This window comes from Lacrimispora sp. (genome assembly GCF_032078915.1).
GTDB lineage: Bacteria > Bacillota > Clostridia > Lachnospirales > Lachnospiraceae > Lacrimispora.
In genome coordinates this window covers 54,356-73,505 of the sequence record NZ_DAMAUN010000001.1, presented here as the reverse complement: position 1 = coordinate 73,505, position 19,150 = coordinate 54,356, and the positions used below count along the sequence as shown (strand labels likewise).

Annotated in this window: 19 protein-coding genes; 16 read left to right on the top strand and 3 right to left on the bottom strand. The window is 46.6% G+C overall.

The features are described from left to right. The 6 genes from RT269_RS00380 to RT269_RS00355 are packed head-to-tail and all read left to right on the top strand — an operon-like array spanning position 1 to position 4,598. Positions 1-453: a PTS sugar transporter subunit IIA gene (locus RT269_RS00380; RefSeq protein ID WP_313180028.1), complete on the top strand. Its 453-nt coding sequence runs from the start codon at positions 1-3 to the stop codon at positions 451-453. An 11-nt stretch (positions 454-464) separates the two neighbouring features. Continuing rightward, positions 465-788, top strand: a complete 324-nt coding sequence (locus RT269_RS00375; protein WP_313180027.1) for a PTS fructose transporter subunit IIB — start codon at positions 465-467, stop codon at positions 786-788. A 23-nt stretch (positions 789-811) separates the two neighbouring features. Further along, positions 812-1,915 (top strand): PTS fructose transporter subunit IIC, encoded by a 1,104-nt coding sequence (locus tag RT269_RS00370; RefSeq protein ID WP_313180026.1) that lies wholly within the window; start codon positions 812-814, stop codon positions 1,913-1,915. Between the two features lie 25 nt (positions 1,916-1,940). Beyond that, the gene (locus tag RT269_RS00365; RefSeq protein WP_313180025.1) at positions 1,941-2,813 is read left to right on the top strand and encodes a ketose-bisphosphate aldolase; all 873 of its coding nucleotides are present in this window, start codon (positions 1,941-1,943) and stop codon (positions 2,811-2,813) included. Positions 2,814-2,845: 32 nt separating this feature from the next. Then, the gene (locus RT269_RS00360; protein WP_313180024.1) at positions 2,846-4,228 is read left to right on the top strand and encodes a four-carbon acid sugar kinase family protein; all 1,383 of its coding nucleotides are present in this window, start codon (positions 2,846-2,848) and stop codon (positions 4,226-4,228) included. Beyond that, complete coding sequence (locus tag RT269_RS00355) at positions 4,215-4,598, top strand: hypothetical protein (RefSeq protein ID WP_313180023.1); 384 nt, start codon at positions 4,215-4,217, stop codon at positions 4,596-4,598. Before RT269_RS00360 ends, RT269_RS00355 begins: the two co-directional genes overlap by 14 nt. Positions 4,599-4,846: 248 nt before the next feature. Here RT269_RS00355 and RT269_RS00350 read toward each other — a convergent pair whose 3' ends face one another. Genes RT269_RS00350 through RT269_RS00340 form a run of 3 tightly spaced genes read right to left on the bottom strand, consistent with a single transcriptional unit; the run spans position 4,847 to position 8,668 of the window. Beyond that, on the bottom strand, positions 4,847-6,349 hold the full coding sequence (locus tag RT269_RS00350) for a xylulokinase (protein WP_313180022.1): 1,503 nt from the start codon (positions 6,347-6,349) through the stop codon (positions 4,847-4,849). A 47-nt stretch (positions 6,350-6,396) separates the two neighbouring features. Beyond that, entirely contained in the window at positions 6,397-7,848 is a 1,452-nt protein-coding gene (locus tag RT269_RS00345; protein WP_313180021.1) for an ATP-binding cassette domain-containing protein, read from the bottom strand. 22 nt (positions 7,849-7,870) lie between these two features. Next, on the bottom strand, positions 7,871-8,668 hold the full coding sequence (locus RT269_RS00340; RefSeq protein ID WP_313180020.1) for a DeoR/GlpR family DNA-binding transcription regulator: 798 nt from the start codon (positions 8,666-8,668) through the stop codon (positions 7,871-7,873). Between the two features lie 325 nt (positions 8,669-8,993). Here RT269_RS00340 and RT269_RS00335 point away from each other — a divergent pair, with 325 nt between their 5' ends. The 10 genes from RT269_RS00335 (at position 8,994) to RT269_RS00290 (ending at position 19,125) form a co-directional block, all read left to right on the top strand. After that, the gene (locus RT269_RS00335; RefSeq protein ID WP_313180019.1) at positions 8,994-10,055 is read left to right on the top strand and encodes a substrate-binding domain-containing protein; all 1,062 of its coding nucleotides are present in this window, start codon (positions 8,994-8,996) and stop codon (positions 10,053-10,055) included. A gap of 69 nt (positions 10,056-10,124) precedes the next feature. Next, positions 10,125-11,105 carry a sugar phosphate isomerase/epimerase family protein gene (locus RT269_RS00330; protein ID WP_313180018.1) on the top strand — a complete coding sequence of 327 codons (981 nt, stop codon included), beginning with the start codon at positions 10,125-10,127 and terminating at the stop codon, positions 11,103-11,105. A 33-nt stretch (positions 11,106-11,138) separates the two neighbouring features. Then, positions 11,139-12,206 carry a zinc-dependent alcohol dehydrogenase gene (locus tag RT269_RS00325; RefSeq protein ID WP_313180017.1) on the top strand — a complete coding sequence of 356 codons (1,068 nt, stop codon included), beginning with the start codon at positions 11,139-11,141 and terminating at the stop codon, positions 12,204-12,206. A 24-nt stretch (positions 12,207-12,230) separates the two neighbouring features. Next, a complete protein-coding gene (locus tag RT269_RS00320; RefSeq protein WP_313180016.1) occupies positions 12,231-13,202 on the top strand; it encodes an ABC transporter permease in 972 nt (323 codons plus the stop codon). 34 nt (positions 13,203-13,236) lie between these two features. After that, on the top strand, positions 13,237-14,745 hold the full coding sequence (locus RT269_RS00315) for a sugar ABC transporter ATP-binding protein (RefSeq protein ID WP_313180015.1): 1,509 nt from the start codon (positions 13,237-13,239) through the stop codon (positions 14,743-14,745). Between the two features lie 3 nt (positions 14,746-14,748). After that, positions 14,749-15,993, top strand: coding sequence for an oxidoreductase (locus RT269_RS00310; RefSeq protein WP_313180014.1), 1,245 nt, complete (start codon positions 14,749-14,751; stop codon positions 15,991-15,993). 98 nt (positions 15,994-16,091) lie between these two features. Next, positions 16,092-16,814 carry a deoxyribose-phosphate aldolase gene (gene deoC, locus RT269_RS00305; RefSeq protein WP_313180013.1) on the top strand — a complete coding sequence of 241 codons (723 nt, stop codon included), beginning with the start codon at positions 16,092-16,094 and terminating at the stop codon, positions 16,812-16,814. A 175-nt stretch (positions 16,815-16,989) separates the two neighbouring features. Beyond that, a complete protein-coding gene (gene ucpA, locus RT269_RS00300; protein WP_313180012.1) occupies positions 16,990-17,781 on the top strand; it encodes an SDR family oxidoreductase UcpA in 792 nt (263 codons plus the stop codon). A gap of 3 nt (positions 17,782-17,784) precedes the next feature. Continuing rightward, entirely contained in the window at positions 17,785-17,991 is a 207-nt protein-coding gene (gene eutH / locus RT269_RS00295; RefSeq protein ID WP_313180011.1) for an ethanolamine utilization protein EutH, read from the top strand. Positions 17,992-18,075: 84 nt separating this feature from the next. Next, positions 18,076-19,125 carry a DMT family transporter gene (locus tag RT269_RS00290; protein WP_331663770.1) on the top strand — a complete coding sequence of 350 codons (1,050 nt, stop codon included), beginning with the start codon at positions 18,076-18,078 and terminating at the stop codon, positions 19,123-19,125. Positions 19,126-19,150: the final 25 nt, after the last annotated feature.

Sequence of the window (19,150 nt, the reverse complement as noted above, 5' to 3'; positions counted from 1 at the left end):
ATGGACTGCGAAATTAAAATTTCAAATATTTTAGAGGAATCGTGCATCGATCTAGATCTTAAATCTTCAACAAAAAATGAAGCATTAAAAGAGTTAATTCACCTTTTATATGAAAATGGGAAATTATCAGATGAAAAAAGATTTCTTGAAGATGTATATCTAAGAGAAGAAGAAGGTGTAACCGGTGTGGGGGAGGGAATCGCAATCCCCCATGGGAAGTCGGATTTTGTAATTAAGACTTCCATTGCCATCGGGCGGGCGGCTCATGATATTGAATGGGAAACCTTAGATGACAAACCGGTGCGATGTATTATTCTGTTTGCGGTTAAAAATAAGGAAGCCGCAAATCATATCACCCTACTGTCAGGTGTCGCCAGAGCGATATGCAGGGAAGAAGTGGTACAGGCACTTTTTTCTATGGAAGATAAGAAAAAAATTATTGAATTGTTTTAGGAGAGGTGTATATGAATATTGTTGGAGTATCCGCGTGTCCGGTGGGAATAGCGCATACATATATGACGAAGGATAAGTTGATCAAAGCAGCAATAGCCTGTGGGCATCAATGCAGGATTGAGACTCAGGGCAGCGTAGGGGTGGAAGATGAACTGAGTGCAGAGGAAGTAAAACAGGCAGATGTGGTAATCCTTGCCTGTGATGTGAAAATTTCCGGTGAAGAAAGATTTAAGGGGATTCCTATGATCCGGACATCAACTTCTGCTGTATTAAAAGACCCGGTTGGGTTCATTAAAAAGGTTGAAAAAGCGCTTAGCAAACATCAAAAGGGATAAAAAAATGCAAAGGAGAAGGTAGTATGTTAAAAAAGTCCGATATTAAAAAACATATCATGACGGGGATATCTTATATGATGCCTCTTGTTGTCGGGGCTGGAATCTGTATGGCAATGGGGTATGTATTTGGAGGAGTTGCGGTACGGGATGCAACCACAGGAATTGCATATTATATGTTTAAAACAGGAAGTCTGGGACTTTCTTTGGTAGTGCCTTTAATCGCGGCTGCAATTGCCTATTCAATTGCCGACCGGCCGGGAATTGCTCCGGGGCTTATTGTGGGTCTGGTCTGTTCAGAGATAAAATCGGGTTTTCTCGGAGGAATCATAGGAGGCTTTGTCGTAGGCTATATCTGTCTGCTGATTAAGACGAAAGTAAAAGTTCCGAAATCGATGACAGGACTTATGCCGATACTGATCATACCATTTTTAACGACCATAATTGGCGGTATTATTATGTTTGCTGTTTTGGGACAGCCCATTGCCTTGCTGATGGACATCATCACCGGTTTCCTCACCTCTTTGGAGGGTGGCTCTAAATTTATTTATGGGGCAGTAATCGGTGCGGGAGCCAGCATTGACTATGGCGGCCCGCTTACCAAGACAATGTCTGCATTTACCACGGGCCTGCTGGTAGAAGGAGTATTTCAGCCTAAGGCATGCCATATGTTAGGTTCATCGATTCCACCGCTGGGTATTATTATAGCCTGGATGTTATCAAAGGTCACAGGGAAAAAAATATTTACGGCAGTTGAGAAGGAAAGTGTGAAGACCTGTCTGCCAATGGGGGCCTGTATGATAACGGAATGTGTAATTCCTATTGCGATGAATGATCTTCCCAGAGTGATCTTTTCCTCGATGGCTGCTAGCTTTGTGGCAGGCGGATTGTCTATGGTCTGGAATGTGGGAACACCGGTTCCTCATGGCGGCTGGTTTATTATTCCCCTGATGACAAATCCGTGGGGATATGTGGCAGCGCTGGCAATCGGAAGTGTGATCATGGGAGTGATATTGTTCCTTATTAAAAAGCCGGTAACAAATGAGGTGGGAGAAGAAGATTTTGCGAAACTGGCAAGAGAGTATGACATGAATAAAACAGATGATGATGATGAACTGGTCATCGAATAAATGAAAGCTGCAGGGGAGATATTTTATGCTGATTAATATGAATGAAATGCTTAATATTGCGGAACATTATAATTTTTGCGTCGGAGCATTTAACGTAACAGAAGTAGGGAATTTTAAAAGTGTCTTTGGTGAAGCAGAACGCTTGAAATCACCGGCCATCATACAGGTGAATGCCGGCGAACTGGCATTTGCAGGAACAGAGTTTTTTGGATACATCAGACCGCTGCTTATGAACAGCAGAGTACCTTATGTGCTGCATTTAGATCATGGCAAGACCATAAGGGATTGTTTGATGGCGGTAAAAGCCGGATTTACTTCTGTTATGATTGACGGATCTCTTCTTCCTTTTCAGGAAAATGTGGAACTGACAAAACAAGCTGTGGCAATTGCGCATCCGATTAATATATCCGTGGAAGGTGAATTGGGAACGATTGGGGAGGCTCTGCAGTCTGATGAGGGGGGAACCAGTGAAATCAAATACACGGAGCCGGAAGAAGCGGAAGATTTTGTAAAGAAAACAGGGATTGACTGTCTGGCTGTTGCAATTGGTACTTCTCATGGTTTTTATCCAAAGGGCTTTGTACCAAAACTTCAACTTGACCGGCTTCAGGAAATAAAGAAAAGGGTAAATATTCCGTTGGTGCTTCACGGCGGCAGCAACAACCCTGACGAGGAGATTGCAGCAGCCTGCCGGCTTGGTGTAAGAAAAGTAAATATTTCGACGGATTACAAATCTGTATATGCATTTCGGTTAAATGAACAGATCAATGCCGATGGTGAATTTAAAATGACAAATCTTATTCCGGAAGCGGTTAAAGCAGCTCAGGAAGTGATCCAGCATAAGATGGAGATCTTTGACAGCATTGGAAAGGCAAAATATTATTATGAAGATCTGTAACTGCTGGAACCGAAAGCTTGGAGAACATGGATGTGGAAGGTAACGCAATGATGTGGAACGGACGGGATTTTGACTTTAAGATTATTGTGCTGGATGATGATCCTACAGGAATCCAATGTGCAAACGGGGTTTATGTTTACACTGACTGGTCAGAAGAAACGATAGAAGAGATATTTGAAGACGGTATGACAGTTTCTTTTCTGCTGACGAATTCCAGATCATTCAGCAAAGAATATACGCAAGAAGTTCATCGGTTCATTGCTGAGCGGACGGCCGCAATAGCCAGGAGAAAAAATAAACGTTTTCTGTTCTTCTCAAGAAGTGACTCGACTCTTCGCTGGAATTATCCCGTAGAATCAGAGACCCTTGCAAAAGTGTTAAAAGAGTATAACGTGATCATAGATGGTGAAGTCATTTGTCCCTGTTTTGTTGAGGGCGGCAGGTTTACTGTAGATGATGTCCATTATATTCTGGAGGCTGGAAAGAGGATTCCGGTGTCTGACAGTGAATTTGCGCGGGACAGTACGTTTTCTTTTAAGAACAGTGATCTAAAACGGTACATAGAAGAGAAATATCAGGGAGAATATACGGCAGCGGACTGTATTTCTGTTACACAAAAGGAACTGCGCAGCGGGCAGCTTGAGCAGATTACAAAAAAGCTGATGTCTGTGAGTGATTTTAAAAAGATTATTGTAAATGCGGAAACCTATGAGGATTTAAGAGTTTTTCAAATTTGTTTTTTAAAAGCATTGTCACAGGGAAAGTTGTTTTTGTACCGGGGAGCAGCCTCATTTATCCGCTTGTTTCTGGATAATCCGTTTCCCCCTTTGCTGGAATGTGATGATCTGACAGACTCTGAAAATAAAAACGGAGGCTTGATCGTAGTAGGGTCCCATGTAAAAAAAACCAGGTTACAAATGGAATGGATAAAAAGAATCAGTAATATTAACATGCTGGAGTTTGATAATCGTCTGGTTTTAGAACCGGATAAGTGGAGATCTGAGATTCAAAGAATTGCGTCAGAGGCGAATTTGCTGCTGGGAGATGGTAAGACGGTATGCATTCATACAAGAAGGGAAAGGCTCGAAGTTTTGGGAGCGGGGCCGGAGGAGCTGCTTGGCATATCCACTCAGATCTCCGAAGGACTTGTTGAGGTCGTCAAATCATTGAAAATACAGCCAAAGTACCTGATTGCCAAAGGGGGAATCACATCCAGTGATATAGGAACCAAGGCATGTCAGGTAAAAAAAGCATGGGTACCGGGGCAGATTGAAAAGGGGATACCGGTCTGGAAGCTGGGACCTAAAAGCCGTATGCCGGGAACTCCCTATATCATTTTCCCAGGAAATGTAGGAGAAGAAGATACTTTGTATCAGGTGATCAGAAAACTGGAGGTGCATAATGAAAATAATTGACAGAGATAATATGGCAACAGATCTTTTGCCGGGGAGAAAGCTTCAAAGGGCTGTCGGTAAGAACAGCTATTCTGACAGCGATGCAATGACAGTTGGCTACGCTGTTTATTCAGAGGAAAGCGGTGTTATGGAGCCTCATCAGCATGCGGAGGAAACGGTGGTTATTATCGATAGTAAAGACGGGTACGTATTCTGGGGACCAGATAAGGATGAGCTGCCTCAAAAAGCAAAGCTCTGCAGGGGAATGATTCTCCATATCCCGGAAAATGAATGGCACGTATTTACGTATGATGATGGGGGATTTGTTGATATCGTATTTATATATGGGACCTCCGGGAATATAAGACCAGAAGATCAGATGAAAAAATAAAGGAAGATTCCCGATTGCCCTCAGTCAAATAAATATCTATTTTGAAATAGCATCTGCTTTAGGCGGCGGGATGCTATTTCTTTTTGTGGTTATGATTGTCTATGTAAGACAGTGCCGCTAATATTACAAGCAGCAAGGTTAATACTTCACCGGTACTCATAAGGGTTTTCTGCCCTTTTATCAAGCGCACATTCTAATAAGTCCCTGACATGATGTTACGATCGCCTCCATGGAGACAAGGCGCCAGCTTACATCTCACTCAATTCTGCCAAATTCTCCGTCCATTTCCGATAAACAACCAAACGCCTTTCATACAATGCATTCGCTTCCTTATCCGGAAGCAGGATATCTTCCGTCTGATGGATTTCCGTAATGCGGTCATATCCTTCCCATAGCCCGCACCCATTAGCAGCCAGTGCAGCAGCACCCAGAGAAGCGGCATTCTGGTCAATGTTGGTTTTTAAAACGGGAAGATTATAAACATCCGCAAAAATCTGCCGCCATACCGCGCTTTTGCTTCCGCCCCCGCAGATCAGCATTTCTCCGTTGATGGAGGTCTGTGTCAGCAGGATATCAAGGGTACAGCGCAGGGCCATGGCAATGCCCTCCATGGAGGCCCGCACCAGGTCCTCCCGGGTATTGTGAAGGGCCAATCCCATAAATCCGCCCCGAAGGCCGGAGGCTGGCTCCTGGGCGCTTCCGCCTGCCAGGGAGGGATTAAACAGCACCCCATTGCTTCCGGCAGGGACACGTTCTGCCATCCGGTTCATGGCATCATATGTATCCGTATCATCTGTAAAATCCCGGCAAAGATTATCCCGGATCCAGCGGAAAGAGTTTCCGGCGGAGAAAATGGATACCGCGGAAGTATAAAATCCTTTCTTTGCATGGGCAAATACAAAGGGTCTGGTTACTGGATCCACAACTGGTTTGGAAGAGGTAACGGCAATCCAGCTGGAAGAACCCAGGGACGTATACGCCACTCCTTCCGCCAATCCCCTGGCGCCAAGGGCCATGCAGGTGTTATCCACTGCCCCGCAGGAAACCGGGGTTCCCTCTGCCAGTCCGGTCATTTCTGCCGCAGCCTGCGTGACCCTCCCGATGATGGAATCGCTTGGCCGGATTTCCGGAAATATCTCCGGACTGATACCTGCGGCCTTCATAAATCCGGGTTCATAATCCCAAGCAGTAAGATTGAATACGCCAAATCCCGACGCATAGGAGGGATCCGTACACATGGTTCCGGTCAGCATGTAGTTGATAAAGTCCTTAGATCCCAGAATTTTGTAAATCCTGGAGTACAGTTCTGGCTGGTGCTTTTTCAGCCACATCAATTTGGTAACTGTGTAGCATTCCGCCGGATCACCATTTCCGGTCGTGAGATACCACTGGTTATAGTCCAGATCCTTAAATAATTCCCCGGCTTCCTTCTCCGCCCGCATGTCGCACCAGATGGGCACCTGGTCTGCCAGCAGAGTTCCATTCCTGTCAAGAGGCACTGCCACCAGACTGTGGCCGGACAGGGCGACACAGGCGATATCCGCTGCATCAGATTTTGACTTGTCCAGAAGCTGCCTTGTTGCCTGACAGACATGGTTCCACCAATCCATTGGGCGCTGTTCCACAAAACGCTCATTGGAAAATAAGGTGTCATACTGGATAAATACATCTGCCAGAGATGTCCCGTTTTCAGAGAACAGTGAGGCTTTGATGCCTCCGGTACCCAAATCATAAGCAATTAATTTTTTCATACAATTATACATTCTCCTGTTATGTAGAAATGAAAGTGACCGCTCCATTACAAAATGGAATATAGAAAATCGCTGGTTATGGTATCGGCAGGATAAAGCCCCACCTGTTCCCCTGCCTTTAACAGCAGTATCCGGTCACACATGCCGATAAGCTCTGAGAAATCCGAGGAAATCAGTATGATGGAAGCATTCCGGGACAATAGGGCATTGTAAATATTATAAAGCTCGCTTCTTGACATTAAATCTAAGTAGCTGGAAGGCTCATCAAAAATATAAAGCCGGGCCTCCTGGTGGAGGGAGCGGGCGATGAGCACCTTCTGCAGTTCTCCCCGGCTTAGTTGCTCCACAGGAACGCGGCAGGAGACTTTCCGTATATTCAGACGGTCCATGAAATCCCGGGCATATAAATCCAGCTTCTGGCCGGAAACCATATGAAAACGCGCAGCCTTCCGGACATTGGAGGCTGTGATGTTGAAGCTTAAATCCTTTCCCGTAAACAGGGTCTGACTTCCGCAATCCCCCGGGAGGAAGCTGATGGCCCCGGAGCGTTCCAGCACAGGCGCATAATACATATGGCCTGAGGTGATTTCCCGTTCTTTGGAAATGGCCTGGATCAAGGTCGTGCGGCCGGAGCCTACGATCCCTGCGATTCCAAGAATTTCCCCTTCCTGCAGGGAAAAGGAAATGTCATGGAGATTTCCGCTTGAAATATGGTCTGCGGCAAGCAGCAGCTTTCCCGGCGTATGGGGCAGCTTTGGATAGGAAAAGCCCTTTTTAAATGACAGCACCCGTTTTACAAATGCCTCGTCTCCAAGTTCCTTTCTGGAATAGGACTCCGTGATCTGTCCCTGTTCCATAACGGAGACGCAGTCACAGTGCCGGATCACGGCCGGGTATTCGTGGGAAATAAGTATGACACAGATATTTTTCTTTTTTAATTCTGTCAGAAGATTCATGACCCTTCTGGTTTCGTGGTTGGTCAGGGAAGCAGAGAATTCGTCCATAATCAGAATTTTTGGGCGGCATAAAAGAACCCTGCCGATCTGAAGCAGGCATTTCTCCCCCTGGGATAAGCGGTCTACAGGCTGGTTTAATTCTAAGTCCAGCCCCAGCTCCTTAAGGATGGAGCGGCAGACAGCTTCCTTTTTTTCTTTTGCCGGATAAAACAAACGCTTATGGAAAATAAGCTCTTCGATACCCAGCAGCAGGTTGTCCATAATGCTTTTGCCTGGAAAAAGCTGAAGGGATTCTAAAAGCATGTAGATCCCGTTTCTTTGGGCGCTTGTGATGCTGTGGATATCCAGCTTCCTGCCGTCTATCAGGATTTCCCCGCCCAATCTGGGAACGATGCCCGCAAGAATCCTGGTAAGAGTGGTTTTCCCCTCGCCGTTGCTTCCCACAATCGCGGTGATATCTCCGGAAGCTGCCTGGAAGTTGATATGGCTTTCCGGAAATTGCTTTGAACAGACATTTTCCATACGAATTACAAACTTTTCCATAAACGTTCCTCATGAAATTATTTTAGCTTAAAGGTTTTAAATTATAGGAGGTGTATGCCCGTATTCCGTGTTCCATGTAGTACTGATGGTAATCCTGGGGAATCTTATTGTTGGTGACTATGGTGGAAATGCTGGTCAAATCCCCTAGACGGATGAAAGAACGCTGTTCAAACTTCTTGCTGTCCAGGCAGATGATTGCCTCATGGCAGCGGTCTGACACTGCCCTTATGATATCCACCACATTCATATCCGTAAGAGTATAGCCTCCTTCCATACTGGCTCCATCCACGGAAAAGAAAAACTTGCTTAAATAAATATGCTCCAGCTCCCGGTTCAAATCCTCCGGTATGGTATACATTCCGGAATTCTGCATCCGCCCGCCCAGAAACAGAAGCTGCACAGAAGCATTGCTTCCGAAAACATTGGCAACATAAAAATTGTTGGTCATTATATTTAAATTCTGCCGTTTGGACAGGGCCTTTGCAATATAGTAGCTGGTGGTGCCGGGGCCCAGGAAAATCCATTCCCGTTCCCGGACCAGTTGGGAAGCCACCAGTCCCAGCTCTTCCTTTTCCTTATCGTAAGGAATATTTAAGCTGTCCATCCGATCCGTATGAAGCTGTTCCTCCGGAAATGCGGAGGCATTTAACGTAGCGCCTCCGTGATTGCGGGTCAAAAAGCCGCTTTTTTCCAGCTGCTCTAAATCGTTTCGAATTGTTACCTCTGTTACATTTAAAAGAGAGCTGAGAGTGGCTACGTCTATCTGTTTGCGTTCAAATATAATTTCTTTGATCCGCTGTATTCTTTCTGCTTTAAACATTTATGCCTCCTCCCGATGATCATTGTTTTCATTATTAAGATAGCATATAAAACGAAAAATATCAACAAAAAAAGAAAAAGAAAAACAAAAATAATAAAAAATTAAAGCAAGAAAACGAAAGAAAATAGTTGAAAAACGAAAAATCGTATGTTATAATGACGAAAACGGGAGAGAAAAAGCGCATTTCTTTCCACTGTTTGGCCAAATCAGCATCGTTTTTGTTAAATATTTATCATGTCTGCATCAGAATTTATGCAGAGCAGTACGAAAGCACCGGGGCGTTATTACAAGATTATTGGAGGTATTTAAGAAAGAGAGGGTTATTATGAGGAAAGCATTAGCAGTATTCATGGCATTGACAATGGCAGTTTCCTTAAGCGGCTGCCAGGCGGCAAATAAGGCGCCGGCAGAGAGTCCGGAAGGAACGGGTGTGACCGCTGGGGAAGCAACGAAAGAAGCAGGAGCAAAAGCAGAGACGGAAGCCGGAAAGAAATACAGGATCGGATTTGCCAACGCATCCATATCCAATAGCTGGCGTGTAAAGATGAGGGACATGCTGGTGGAGGAATGCAACAGGCTGGGAGTGGAGCTGGTGGAAACAGATGCCCACGATGACGCCAACACCCAGAACAGCAACATTGAAGCCATGCTCCAGCAGAACCTGGATGCCATTTTGATTACTCCATGTGTGGAAGATGCAGCAAATCCCGGCATTGAGGCGGCATTTGAGACGGGAATTCCGGTCATCATTTTTGACCGCACCTGCACCACAGAGGATTACACCCATTTTGTAGGATATTCCGACAAACAAAACGGTGCGGAATGTGCCAGGATGCTGGTGGAAGCCTTAACAGAGCGCTACGGCGAGCCAAAGGGGAACATCATAGCTTTAGATACCATGGCAGGCTCCAGTACGGATAACTTCCAAAAAGAAGGGCAGGACTCCGTATTTTCCAAATATCCTAACATCAAGATCATCGCGAGACAGTATACGGATTTTGAGGTCAGCAAGGGTAAGAGCTTTATGGAGGACTGTCTGGCGAAGTTCGGTCCAGGAGAAATTGACGGATTTATTTCACAGGATGGCGGCGTAACTCTGGGGGCAGTGGATGCCATCCGGGAGGCAGGAAGGGATAAAGAAGGCATTGTCTTTACAAATGCGGATGGTATCAACGGCGTGGTGAAGATGATCAAGGATGGCAGCTGCGTGGGCCTGACCCAGTTCCCCTGTGCGGCAAGCGTGGACGCCCTTCATGCAGCCATTGACTGCATCGATGGCCAGGGGCCAAAGGAGAAGGACGTCATGATGGACTCCATTGTTGTAACAAAAGACAATATGGGCCAGTACCTGATTCCGGATGGGGATGATTATGACTGGACCTATTGATCATGAAGGGGCAGCCACAGTAAGAGCTGAGCAGCAAAAACAGTCAGGATGACCAGGAGGGATACATAGATGAAAATCGGATTTTGCGTAGTAAACTACTCGGAAAAGCCACTGGAAGAGGTGGTAAAGCTTGCGGCAGACCATGGATACGACTGCGTGGAACTGCCCACCTATGTGGGCAACGGACAGGTTGATGTGGAGGATATCCTAAAAAACAAGAAGGCAGGGGAAGTCAAAAAGATGGTGGAAAGCCATGGCCTGACCATCGCCTCCTTAAGCAACCATGCGGATTCCCCTTTGATCATGGGACCTTACAGTGATGGGACCGTATCCTCCGGCAAGGGAACCAGGGAGGAGAAGATACTCTTTGGAACGGAAAGCATGATCCGCAGCGCACAGCTTGCAGCAGAGCTTTCTGTACCTGCTGTAGTTGCCTTTTCCGGCATGGAAAATTACGGACATATCAACGATTGGCCGGAGCCAAACGGCTGGAAATACGAAGAAGAGCAGTTTGCATTAAAATGGGGCAGGGTGCTTGATAAATACAAGGAATACGGCGTAAAGGTGGCATTTGAACCTCATCCCAACAATGTGGTGTATGATACCCAGTCCGCATTAAGGCTTTTGGAGGTGGTGGATCACCATCCGGCCTTTGCCATTAATTTAGATCCGGCAAATATCTTATTTTCCGGTGTGAACATCCAGACCTTTGTGGATGAGCTGAGGGGAAGGATCGCGCTGGTTCATGCCAAGGATTGTGAAATCGTCCATCACAACCTGGCAAAGGGCGGGTTAAATATGTATATGCAGGATGGCTGGGGCCGTTTGGACCGCTCCTTCCGTTTCCGGATTCCCGGCTGGGGTGACGTGGATTGGAAGCGTATGATCAGCGAGCTGTTTCTCACCGGATATGACGGCGTATTCAATTACGAGCATGAAGATGTGATCATGAGCAGGGCAGACGGAGTGAAAAAGACCATAGAATTCCTGCGTCCCCTGATGATCGACGCACCCTATGAAGGACGCAGTGATGCGCTGTTTACTAAATAAAATCAGACATTTACAGAGCGAAGGAGAACATATATGAGAAAAATGAGAGCACAAGTGCTGACCCAGCCGTATCACTATGAACTTTCAGAAGTTCCGGTACCGGAGATTTCCGAAGATGAGGTCCTGATTAAGATCAAATATTGCGGAATCTGCGGTTCAGACTGGGGTTCCTATACGGGGAAATATGCGGACGAGGTAGCTTGCCTGCCGTTAATTACTGGCCACGAGTTCTATGGAACGATTGAAGAACTGGGAGCCAATGCACTGGGATTGAAGATCGGAGACCGTGTTACCTGCGATATCTGCAAGCCCTGCGGAACCTGCTATCATTGCCGCATCGGAGAGCCGCTCCTATGTACGGAATTCAAGCAGATCGGGATCCATGTAAACGGCGGGTTTGCAGAGTATGTAAAGGTACCTTGGAAAAATGTATATGTGGTGCCGGAGGAAGTATCCGATGAGAAAGCGGCCTTTGTGGAGCCTTTGACCGCCTGTATCAATGCTTCCAGGAAAATGGACTGCGTCATGGGAAGAAGCGTGGTAGTCATCGGTGCCGGGCTTGGAATCCTCCATGCCTGTCTTGCAAAGCTTAGAGGGGCTGCGCCGGTGATCATCATAGACGGTAATGAGGACAGGCTTGCCATGGCTAAGGACATGGTGGCGGACTATGTGATCAACTTTAAGGAGACCCCTGACGTGATTCAAGAGGTCATGAAGCTGACAAACGGCATAGGTGCTGATTTTGTTCTGGAAGCCGTAGGCAGTTCAAAGACCTATGAACAGGCATTTCAGATGGTGAGAAAAGGCGGAAAGGTAGAGGCTTTCGGAATCTGTGCAGATGATGATTACGCCAGCCTTCCTCCGGTGAAGTTCGTGCTGGAGGAGAAAAAGGTCAGCGGAAGCTGCGCGGGCATCGGTTACGACTGGGGCGACGTCCTGACCCTTCTCAAATATGACCGGGTGGATCCTGCCCCTCTGATCTCCATGATTGTTCCCCTTGAGGAACTGGAGGACGCTGTCAATGAAATTCGCAGAAATCCGAAATTGGTCAAGGTTCTGGTAAGCCCAGAGGCCAAAGAGCGGGTTGTGCTGTATCAGTAAACCGATAAGGGGGACATTTCAGTCATGAAACAAAAAAGTGCTTCGGGAATGGTGAAAAAAATATTAAACAATCCCATCAGCGGCCCCTATCTTGCGCTGATCATCCTGCTGCTGATTGCCAGCATGATTTCACCCATTTTTCCCACATTTAAAAATATTACAAACATCCTACGGCAGGCATCCATTGTGGGCGTGGTCAGCATCGGAATGACAATGGTACTGCTCATAGGAGGAATTGACTTGTCCGTCACCAGTATTATGGCGATTGCAGCCTGTGTGATGGCAAGAATGTCAGAGCCCTATGTGCAGGCCGGCGGTACCGGCATCTATTTAGGACCGGTGCTTCTGGTGATGTTATTCGGCTTTATCTTTGGCCTGATTAACGGCAGTATCATTGTGTGCAGGGGGGTGGAGGCTTTCATCATCACCCTTGGCACGGGGCAGGTGCTGCGGGGACTCAATTACATATATACCAACGGAGCACCGGGAGGCTCGGTTTCCCAGTTCTGGTCCAACTTTGGTTCCAAGTCCCTGGGAGGCATCCTCCCCTTTGCTGTGGTACTGTATGCTGCCCTTATGGTGATTTTCATGGTGCTGCTTCACAAGACGGTATTCGGGCGCCATATCTATGCCATAGGCAGCAATTCGGAGGCAGCCAGGCTCTCTGGGGTAAAGGTGAAATTTCATAAAATTATGGCATATGGCCTATGTGGCCTGACTGCATCCATCGCCGGCGTCATGCTGGCAGCCAGAGTCCGGGTAGGAGAGCCAAACGGCAGTACCGGCTATGATATGGATGCCATTGCGGCGGTGGTCATCGGAGGAACCTCCATGGCAGGAGGGCGGGGGTCCTTAATCTGTACCCTGGCAGGCGTGCTGATTATGGCGGTAATGAACAACATACTGAATCTTTTGGGCGTGAATCCTTACCTTCAAATCGTGATTAAAGGTCTGATTATACTGGTGGCGGTACTGATTCAGAAGAAAAATAAATAATGCAGGACTGCTATGAGAAAACAGAGGTGAGCATATGAGCGAATACGCATTGGAAATGCTTGACGTGACTAAGACATTTTCCAAAGTGACCGCTTTAAATCATGTGGACTTAAAGGTAAAGGAAGGAGAGATACACGCTCTCATCGGAGAAAATGGTGCAGGAAAATCCACCCTTATGAAGGTTCTTTCCGGGGTTTACCAGGCAGATTGTGGGACAGTGCGCATTTTTGGAGAAGAAATGCATTTTCATAACCCACAGGATGCCATTGATAAGGGGATTGCCATCATCTACCAGGAGTTAAGCCTTGTCCCTGATTTGAATGCGGTTGAGAATCTGATGCTGGGTCATGAGATTCATAAGAACCATTTTATAAAGAAAAAAGAGGAAGAAGAGTTTGCGAAAAAATGGCTGGACTATGTGAGTGCCGGGACCATCCCGGATTATCACACTCCGGTCCGCTGCTTAAGCGTTGCACAGCAGCAGATGATCGACATCGCAAAAGCAGTATCCTATCATGCAAAAATCATTATTATGGATGAGCCTACGGACAGTCTGACCCAGAAAGAAATTGATGTGCTGTTTCAGATCGTGAGAAAGCTTAAGCAGGATGGAATCACAGTGATTTACATATCTCACAGGCTGGAGGAGCTGTTTGAAATCTGTGACCGGATCACGGTTCTTCGGGACGGGGCCTATGTGGACTGCGCAAATATTGCGGCTGTGAATAAGGACTGGCTCATTGGAAAGATGATTGGCCGGGACCTAAAAGATACCTTTCCCCCCAGACGCCGGGTACATTCAGAGGAAGTGGTGCTTGAGACCAGCAATTTATGCGGGGAACGGTTCCAAAATGTATCCTTCCGGCTCCACAAAGGAGAGATCCTGGGATTTTCCGGTCTGGTTGGTGCTGGAAGAACGGAGGTGATGCGGGCCATATTCGGAGCGGATAAAATCTGCTCCGGAGAAATGAAGCTTTTCGGACAGCCGGTGCATATGACCCACCCTTATCAGGCGGTGGAACTTGGCGTGGGATTTGCCACGGAGGACAGGAAAGCCCAGGGGCTTTTCTTAAACCAGACAATTAAGGACAATATCGCCATTGCTTCTCCCAAGCGGGTTTCCACCAAAGGCTTTGTAAGCGGGAAAGAAGAAGTAAAGCTTGCAAACCAGTATATGAAGGAGTTAAAAATTGCAGCGCCGGATATCAATAAGGTCTGTAAATTCCTTTCCGGAGGAAACCAGCAGAAGGTGGTGCTGTCCAAATGGCTGGCATCGGAATGCAGGGTATTGATCCTTGATGAACCCACCAGAGGAATTGATGTAGGGGCAAAGTATGAAATTTACTTACTGATGGACCAGCTGGCCAATGCGGGAGTCAGTATCATCATGATTTCTTCTGAAATGCCGGAGATCATGGCAGTATCAGACCGCATGATCGTAATGCACGAGGGGACTGTGACAGGGGAAATTACTCATGAAGATTATACGGAAGAAAATATTATGAAGCTTGCCAGTGGCGAAAAACGGAAAAAGGAGAGTTGACTTATGGGATACAAAGAGACATTATTTCAGCCGGTCATGATCGGCAGCAGAGCGTGTAAAAACCGGTTCTTCGCACAGCCCATGGAATGCGTGGATTCTGATGCAGAGGGAAATCCGACGGACTTGACCTATGAGCGGTATGAAAACCTGTATAAAGGCCAGTTTGGCCTGGTGGATCTAGAGGCGATCACGGTTACCAATGAAAGCCGCGCCAGAAAGACCCAGCTGGAGATCATGCCCCGCAATGAAAAAGCCCTGGAAAAATTTATCCGCAGACTGAAAGAAGTAAATCCCGATGCCCTGATCGTATTCCAGCTGACCCATTCAGGAGAGATCAGCGTGCCGGAGTTTTCCAGAAGGGTCTGTGTGAAACCGATGTACGGGCTAGGCGGCGACATCCTGACAGAGGAAGAAGTAGAAAATATCATGGACCAGTTTGCCCTGGCATCAAAGATCTGTCAGAATGTGGGCGCAGACGGCGTAGACATGAAGCTGTGTCATGGATACTTAGGTTCCCAGATCATCCGTCCCTATAATGACAGGGACTGGAAATACGGCGGAACCTGGGAAAGGCGTTCCGCTTTTGCATACGATCTCATGGAGCGGATCCAGAAAGCGGTAAATTTTGATAAGAACTTTCTGATAGGCTCCAAAATGTCCATGTGGGAGGGTTTTCCCGGAGGCTTCGGTTCCGCAGGCCCGGACTCTCCGCTGATGGATATGACAGAGCCCATCGGCTTAATTAAAGGGCTGGAGAAAATGGGAGCTTCCTATTTTGTGGAATCCTTAGGCAACGTCCACTGCAGCATGAGCTTTATGGAAGCAGCGACCAATGATCCTTACTTTTCTTATCTGCACATTTATTTTGCAGATCTGATGAAGAAAGCCCTGAAACCGGAAACAGTTGTAATCGGTTCCCATTTCTCATCCTTCCGGGGAGGAAAGAACAAGCTGCTGTCCATTGAGCCGGAGAAATCCTCCCTCTTTGCAATGGGAGCCAGATGCATTGAAGACGGTATGATGGATATGGTAGGCCTTGGCCGCCAGTCCTTTGCAGACCCGCTGACTCCTTTAAAGCTTAAGGAGGGCCGGGAACATGAGATCAAGTACTGTACCCAGTGCATGAACTGTGAGGAACTGATGATACGTCAGCAGCCAGTCGGCTGTGTGGCATTTAATAAACCTTACACCCAGCGGTTTGTGGACATTCGAAAGACCATGGGGAAACTGACAGAGCTGCATACCTGATGTCTACAGTTTTATAGGATCCCGGCATTCCCAAAGAATCCGGCTGATCCATGATTCCGCTTATCTAAAAAATTTACATACAAAGAAAGGCAAAGAAAATGAAAGAATTAAGAAAAGACGTATTGACAGCAAAGGATATTGCTTACATGATGGACCCAAGTGTACTGAAATTGGATACGTCGATCAAAGATGTGGAGGCAATGGTAGAAGCCTGTAAAAAGTATGATTTTGGCTCTTGCTTCTGCTGGCCATGCTATTATCCTGAACTGGTGGAACTGTTAAAGGGAACAAACACCGCTTTCGGTACTTCTCTTGCATTCCCTTCTGGTCAGGAAACCACAGAAACAAAAGTATACCTGGCTCATGAGTTTATGAAGCTGGATCCGGTGGAAAATGATATGGTAATGAATGTGGGCTGGCTGAAGGCAGGACTTTATGATCTGGTACTTGAGGATATCAAGGCAGTCCGCGAGGCTACCAAGGGAACCTCTTTAAAGGTTATCATTGAAGCAATGCTCTTAACGGATGAAGAAATCATAAAAGCCAGTGAGCTTTGTATCGAAGGCGGCGCAGATTATGTCAAGACAGGAACCGGATTCTCCCAGAATCCTACAACCCTTCATCACGTAGAACTGATTAAGGCAACCGTAGGCGACCGTGCAAAGATCAAGGTTGCAGGCGGAGTCAGGGATTTAGGCACACTTCTTAGAATGTATAAGAGGGGAGCTTGCAGATTCGGTATCGGCTTAAGCAATGCAATTAAGATCATCGAGGAAGTAATTGCAACAGGACACGATATTGATATTTCAACGATTGACTAAAAGCTGAAGAAAGGCTGTTGCAAAATAAACGGAATATGCCTTATATTGTATATAGGAAGCAATACGATTGCGATACAGAGCATATATCATAGTTTAGCAGCAGCCTAAAGCTTTTTAAATGAGTAAGTGGCGTAGCGGACTGCGAATATCCAATCCACAAGGAGGAATGAAAACAATGGGAAAACTTACAGGTAAGACTGCATTGATTACAGGTGCTTCACGAGGCATTGGGGAAGGAATTGCAAAGGCGTTTGCAAAACATGGTGCAAAGCTGATCCTTCTGGATATTTCAAGTGATGTAGACAGGCTGGCAGAGGAGCTAAAGGCGGAGGGTGCTTCCTGTGCGGCGGTACGGGCGGATGTCCGGGTTCTAAAGGCAGTTGAGGCTGCGGTTGCAGAAGGTAAGGGTCAAATGGGAGATATCCACATCCTGGTGAATAATGCAGGAGTATGCAGACTGGGAAATTTCCTGGATATGAGCGAAGAAGACCGGGATTTCCATATTGATATCAACATTAAAGGTGTTTGGAACGTGACCCGGACCGTGCTGCCGGAAATGGTGGAGCGAAAGGATGGACGGATCGTCATCATGTCCTCCGTAACAGGGGATATGGTAGCTGACCCAGGGGAAACAGCGTATGCACTGTCAAAGGCGGCCCTGGTAGGGTTCACAAAATCCCTGGCTGTAGAATTTGCCGGATCCGGCATCCGTGTCAATGCCATATGTCCAGGATATGTTCGGACACCTATGGCAGAGAGCATTGCACGGCAGTCGAATCCCACTGATCCGGAGTCTGTGCTGACCGAGATGGCAAAAGCTATTCCAATGAGACGGCTGGCGGCTCCCTTTGAGGTGGGAGAGCTGGCGGCATTCTTAGCCTCGGATGAATCCAGCTATCTGACTGGTACTCAAACGGTCATTGATGGGGGAAGCACATTGCCGGAGAGCGTCAGTGTCGGGGTATAGTTCATGATCATTTCTAAAGGAATTGTGCTTCTCATGGCCCTGTTTCTGTTTGCAGGCGGTCTGGATAAAATCTCAGGGAACCGTTTGGGCCTTGGGGAAGAATTTGAAAATGGCTTCCATGCCCTGGGTCCTTTGGCCCTGACAATGGCAGTGGCTTCTATTCTGCCCGGGATGGGCCGGAAGAAGAGCGCTGTCAGACCTTCAACCTGAATGCATGGATTTTTTGGTATTTACTTTGTTTGAGGTGTATGCTATGATGAAAAAACTCTTCATGATAGATGGAGATCAGTATGAATGATTTATAATCATGTACAGAACTTGCAGATGATGTATATTAAATTTGAGCCAGAGGATGTTCACGAATCTGCCAAACACATGGGCGGCGAACCCGATAAGGTCATAATGGAGTACAAAAATATGAAAAAAGCACTTATATTTGGTATTATCGGATCTTTCTTTTTTGCATTTACATTTGTGCTGAACCGCAGCATGCACCTGTCCGGAGGAAGCTGGATTTGGAGTGCAAGCCTCCGCTATCTGTTTACCTTTCCGATTCTTGCTCTGATTGTGGGAAAACAACATGGGTTTTGGCAAGTCCATAAAGTTATCAGAAAGAATCTTTTCAATTGGCTTACCTGGAGTACCGTCGGATTTGGACTTTTTTACGCACCCATGTCTTATGCAGCCGGTTATGGAGAGTCCTGGTTGATTGCGGCATCCTGGCAGGTAACCATTGTAATGGGGATCTTATTGTCTCCTGTATTCCATAAGCGTATCCCCATAAAAAATCTATGTATATCAGGATTTATTTTAATCGGAGTTTTTCTTTTACAGGTACATAATATTGCAGATCTGGACATTAAGATAACCCTTATGACCCTGCTTCCCATCCTTGCAGGGGCTGTCTCCTATCCTTTGGGAAATAGAAAAATTATGGAGGCAAGCGGGGACCAGCTATCTACAATCCAGCGAACTTACGGTATGACGTTATGCAGCCTCCCCTTCTGGTTCATTTTATCTGTATTCGGACTGGTAAATGCCGGGGTACCTTCTGTTAGTCAGACCGTACAATCCTTATGTGTTGCGGTTTTTTCCGGAGTGATCGCAACGTTGTTGTTTTTTAAAGCCACCGATTTGGTTAAGTCGAACCATAAGCAGCTTGCTGTAATAGAATCCACACAGTCGGGCGAGGTCATATTTACCTTGTTAGGAGGCATTTGGCTTCTTGGAGATTCCCGGCCTGATGACTTGGGAATTATCGGCATATCGTTTATTGTGTTTGGTATGATCTTAAACAGCATGATTGTATCCTTTTCTAAAAAACCAGAAATTATTAACCCGTAACGAAACGGCCGGCGGCTTTGAGATG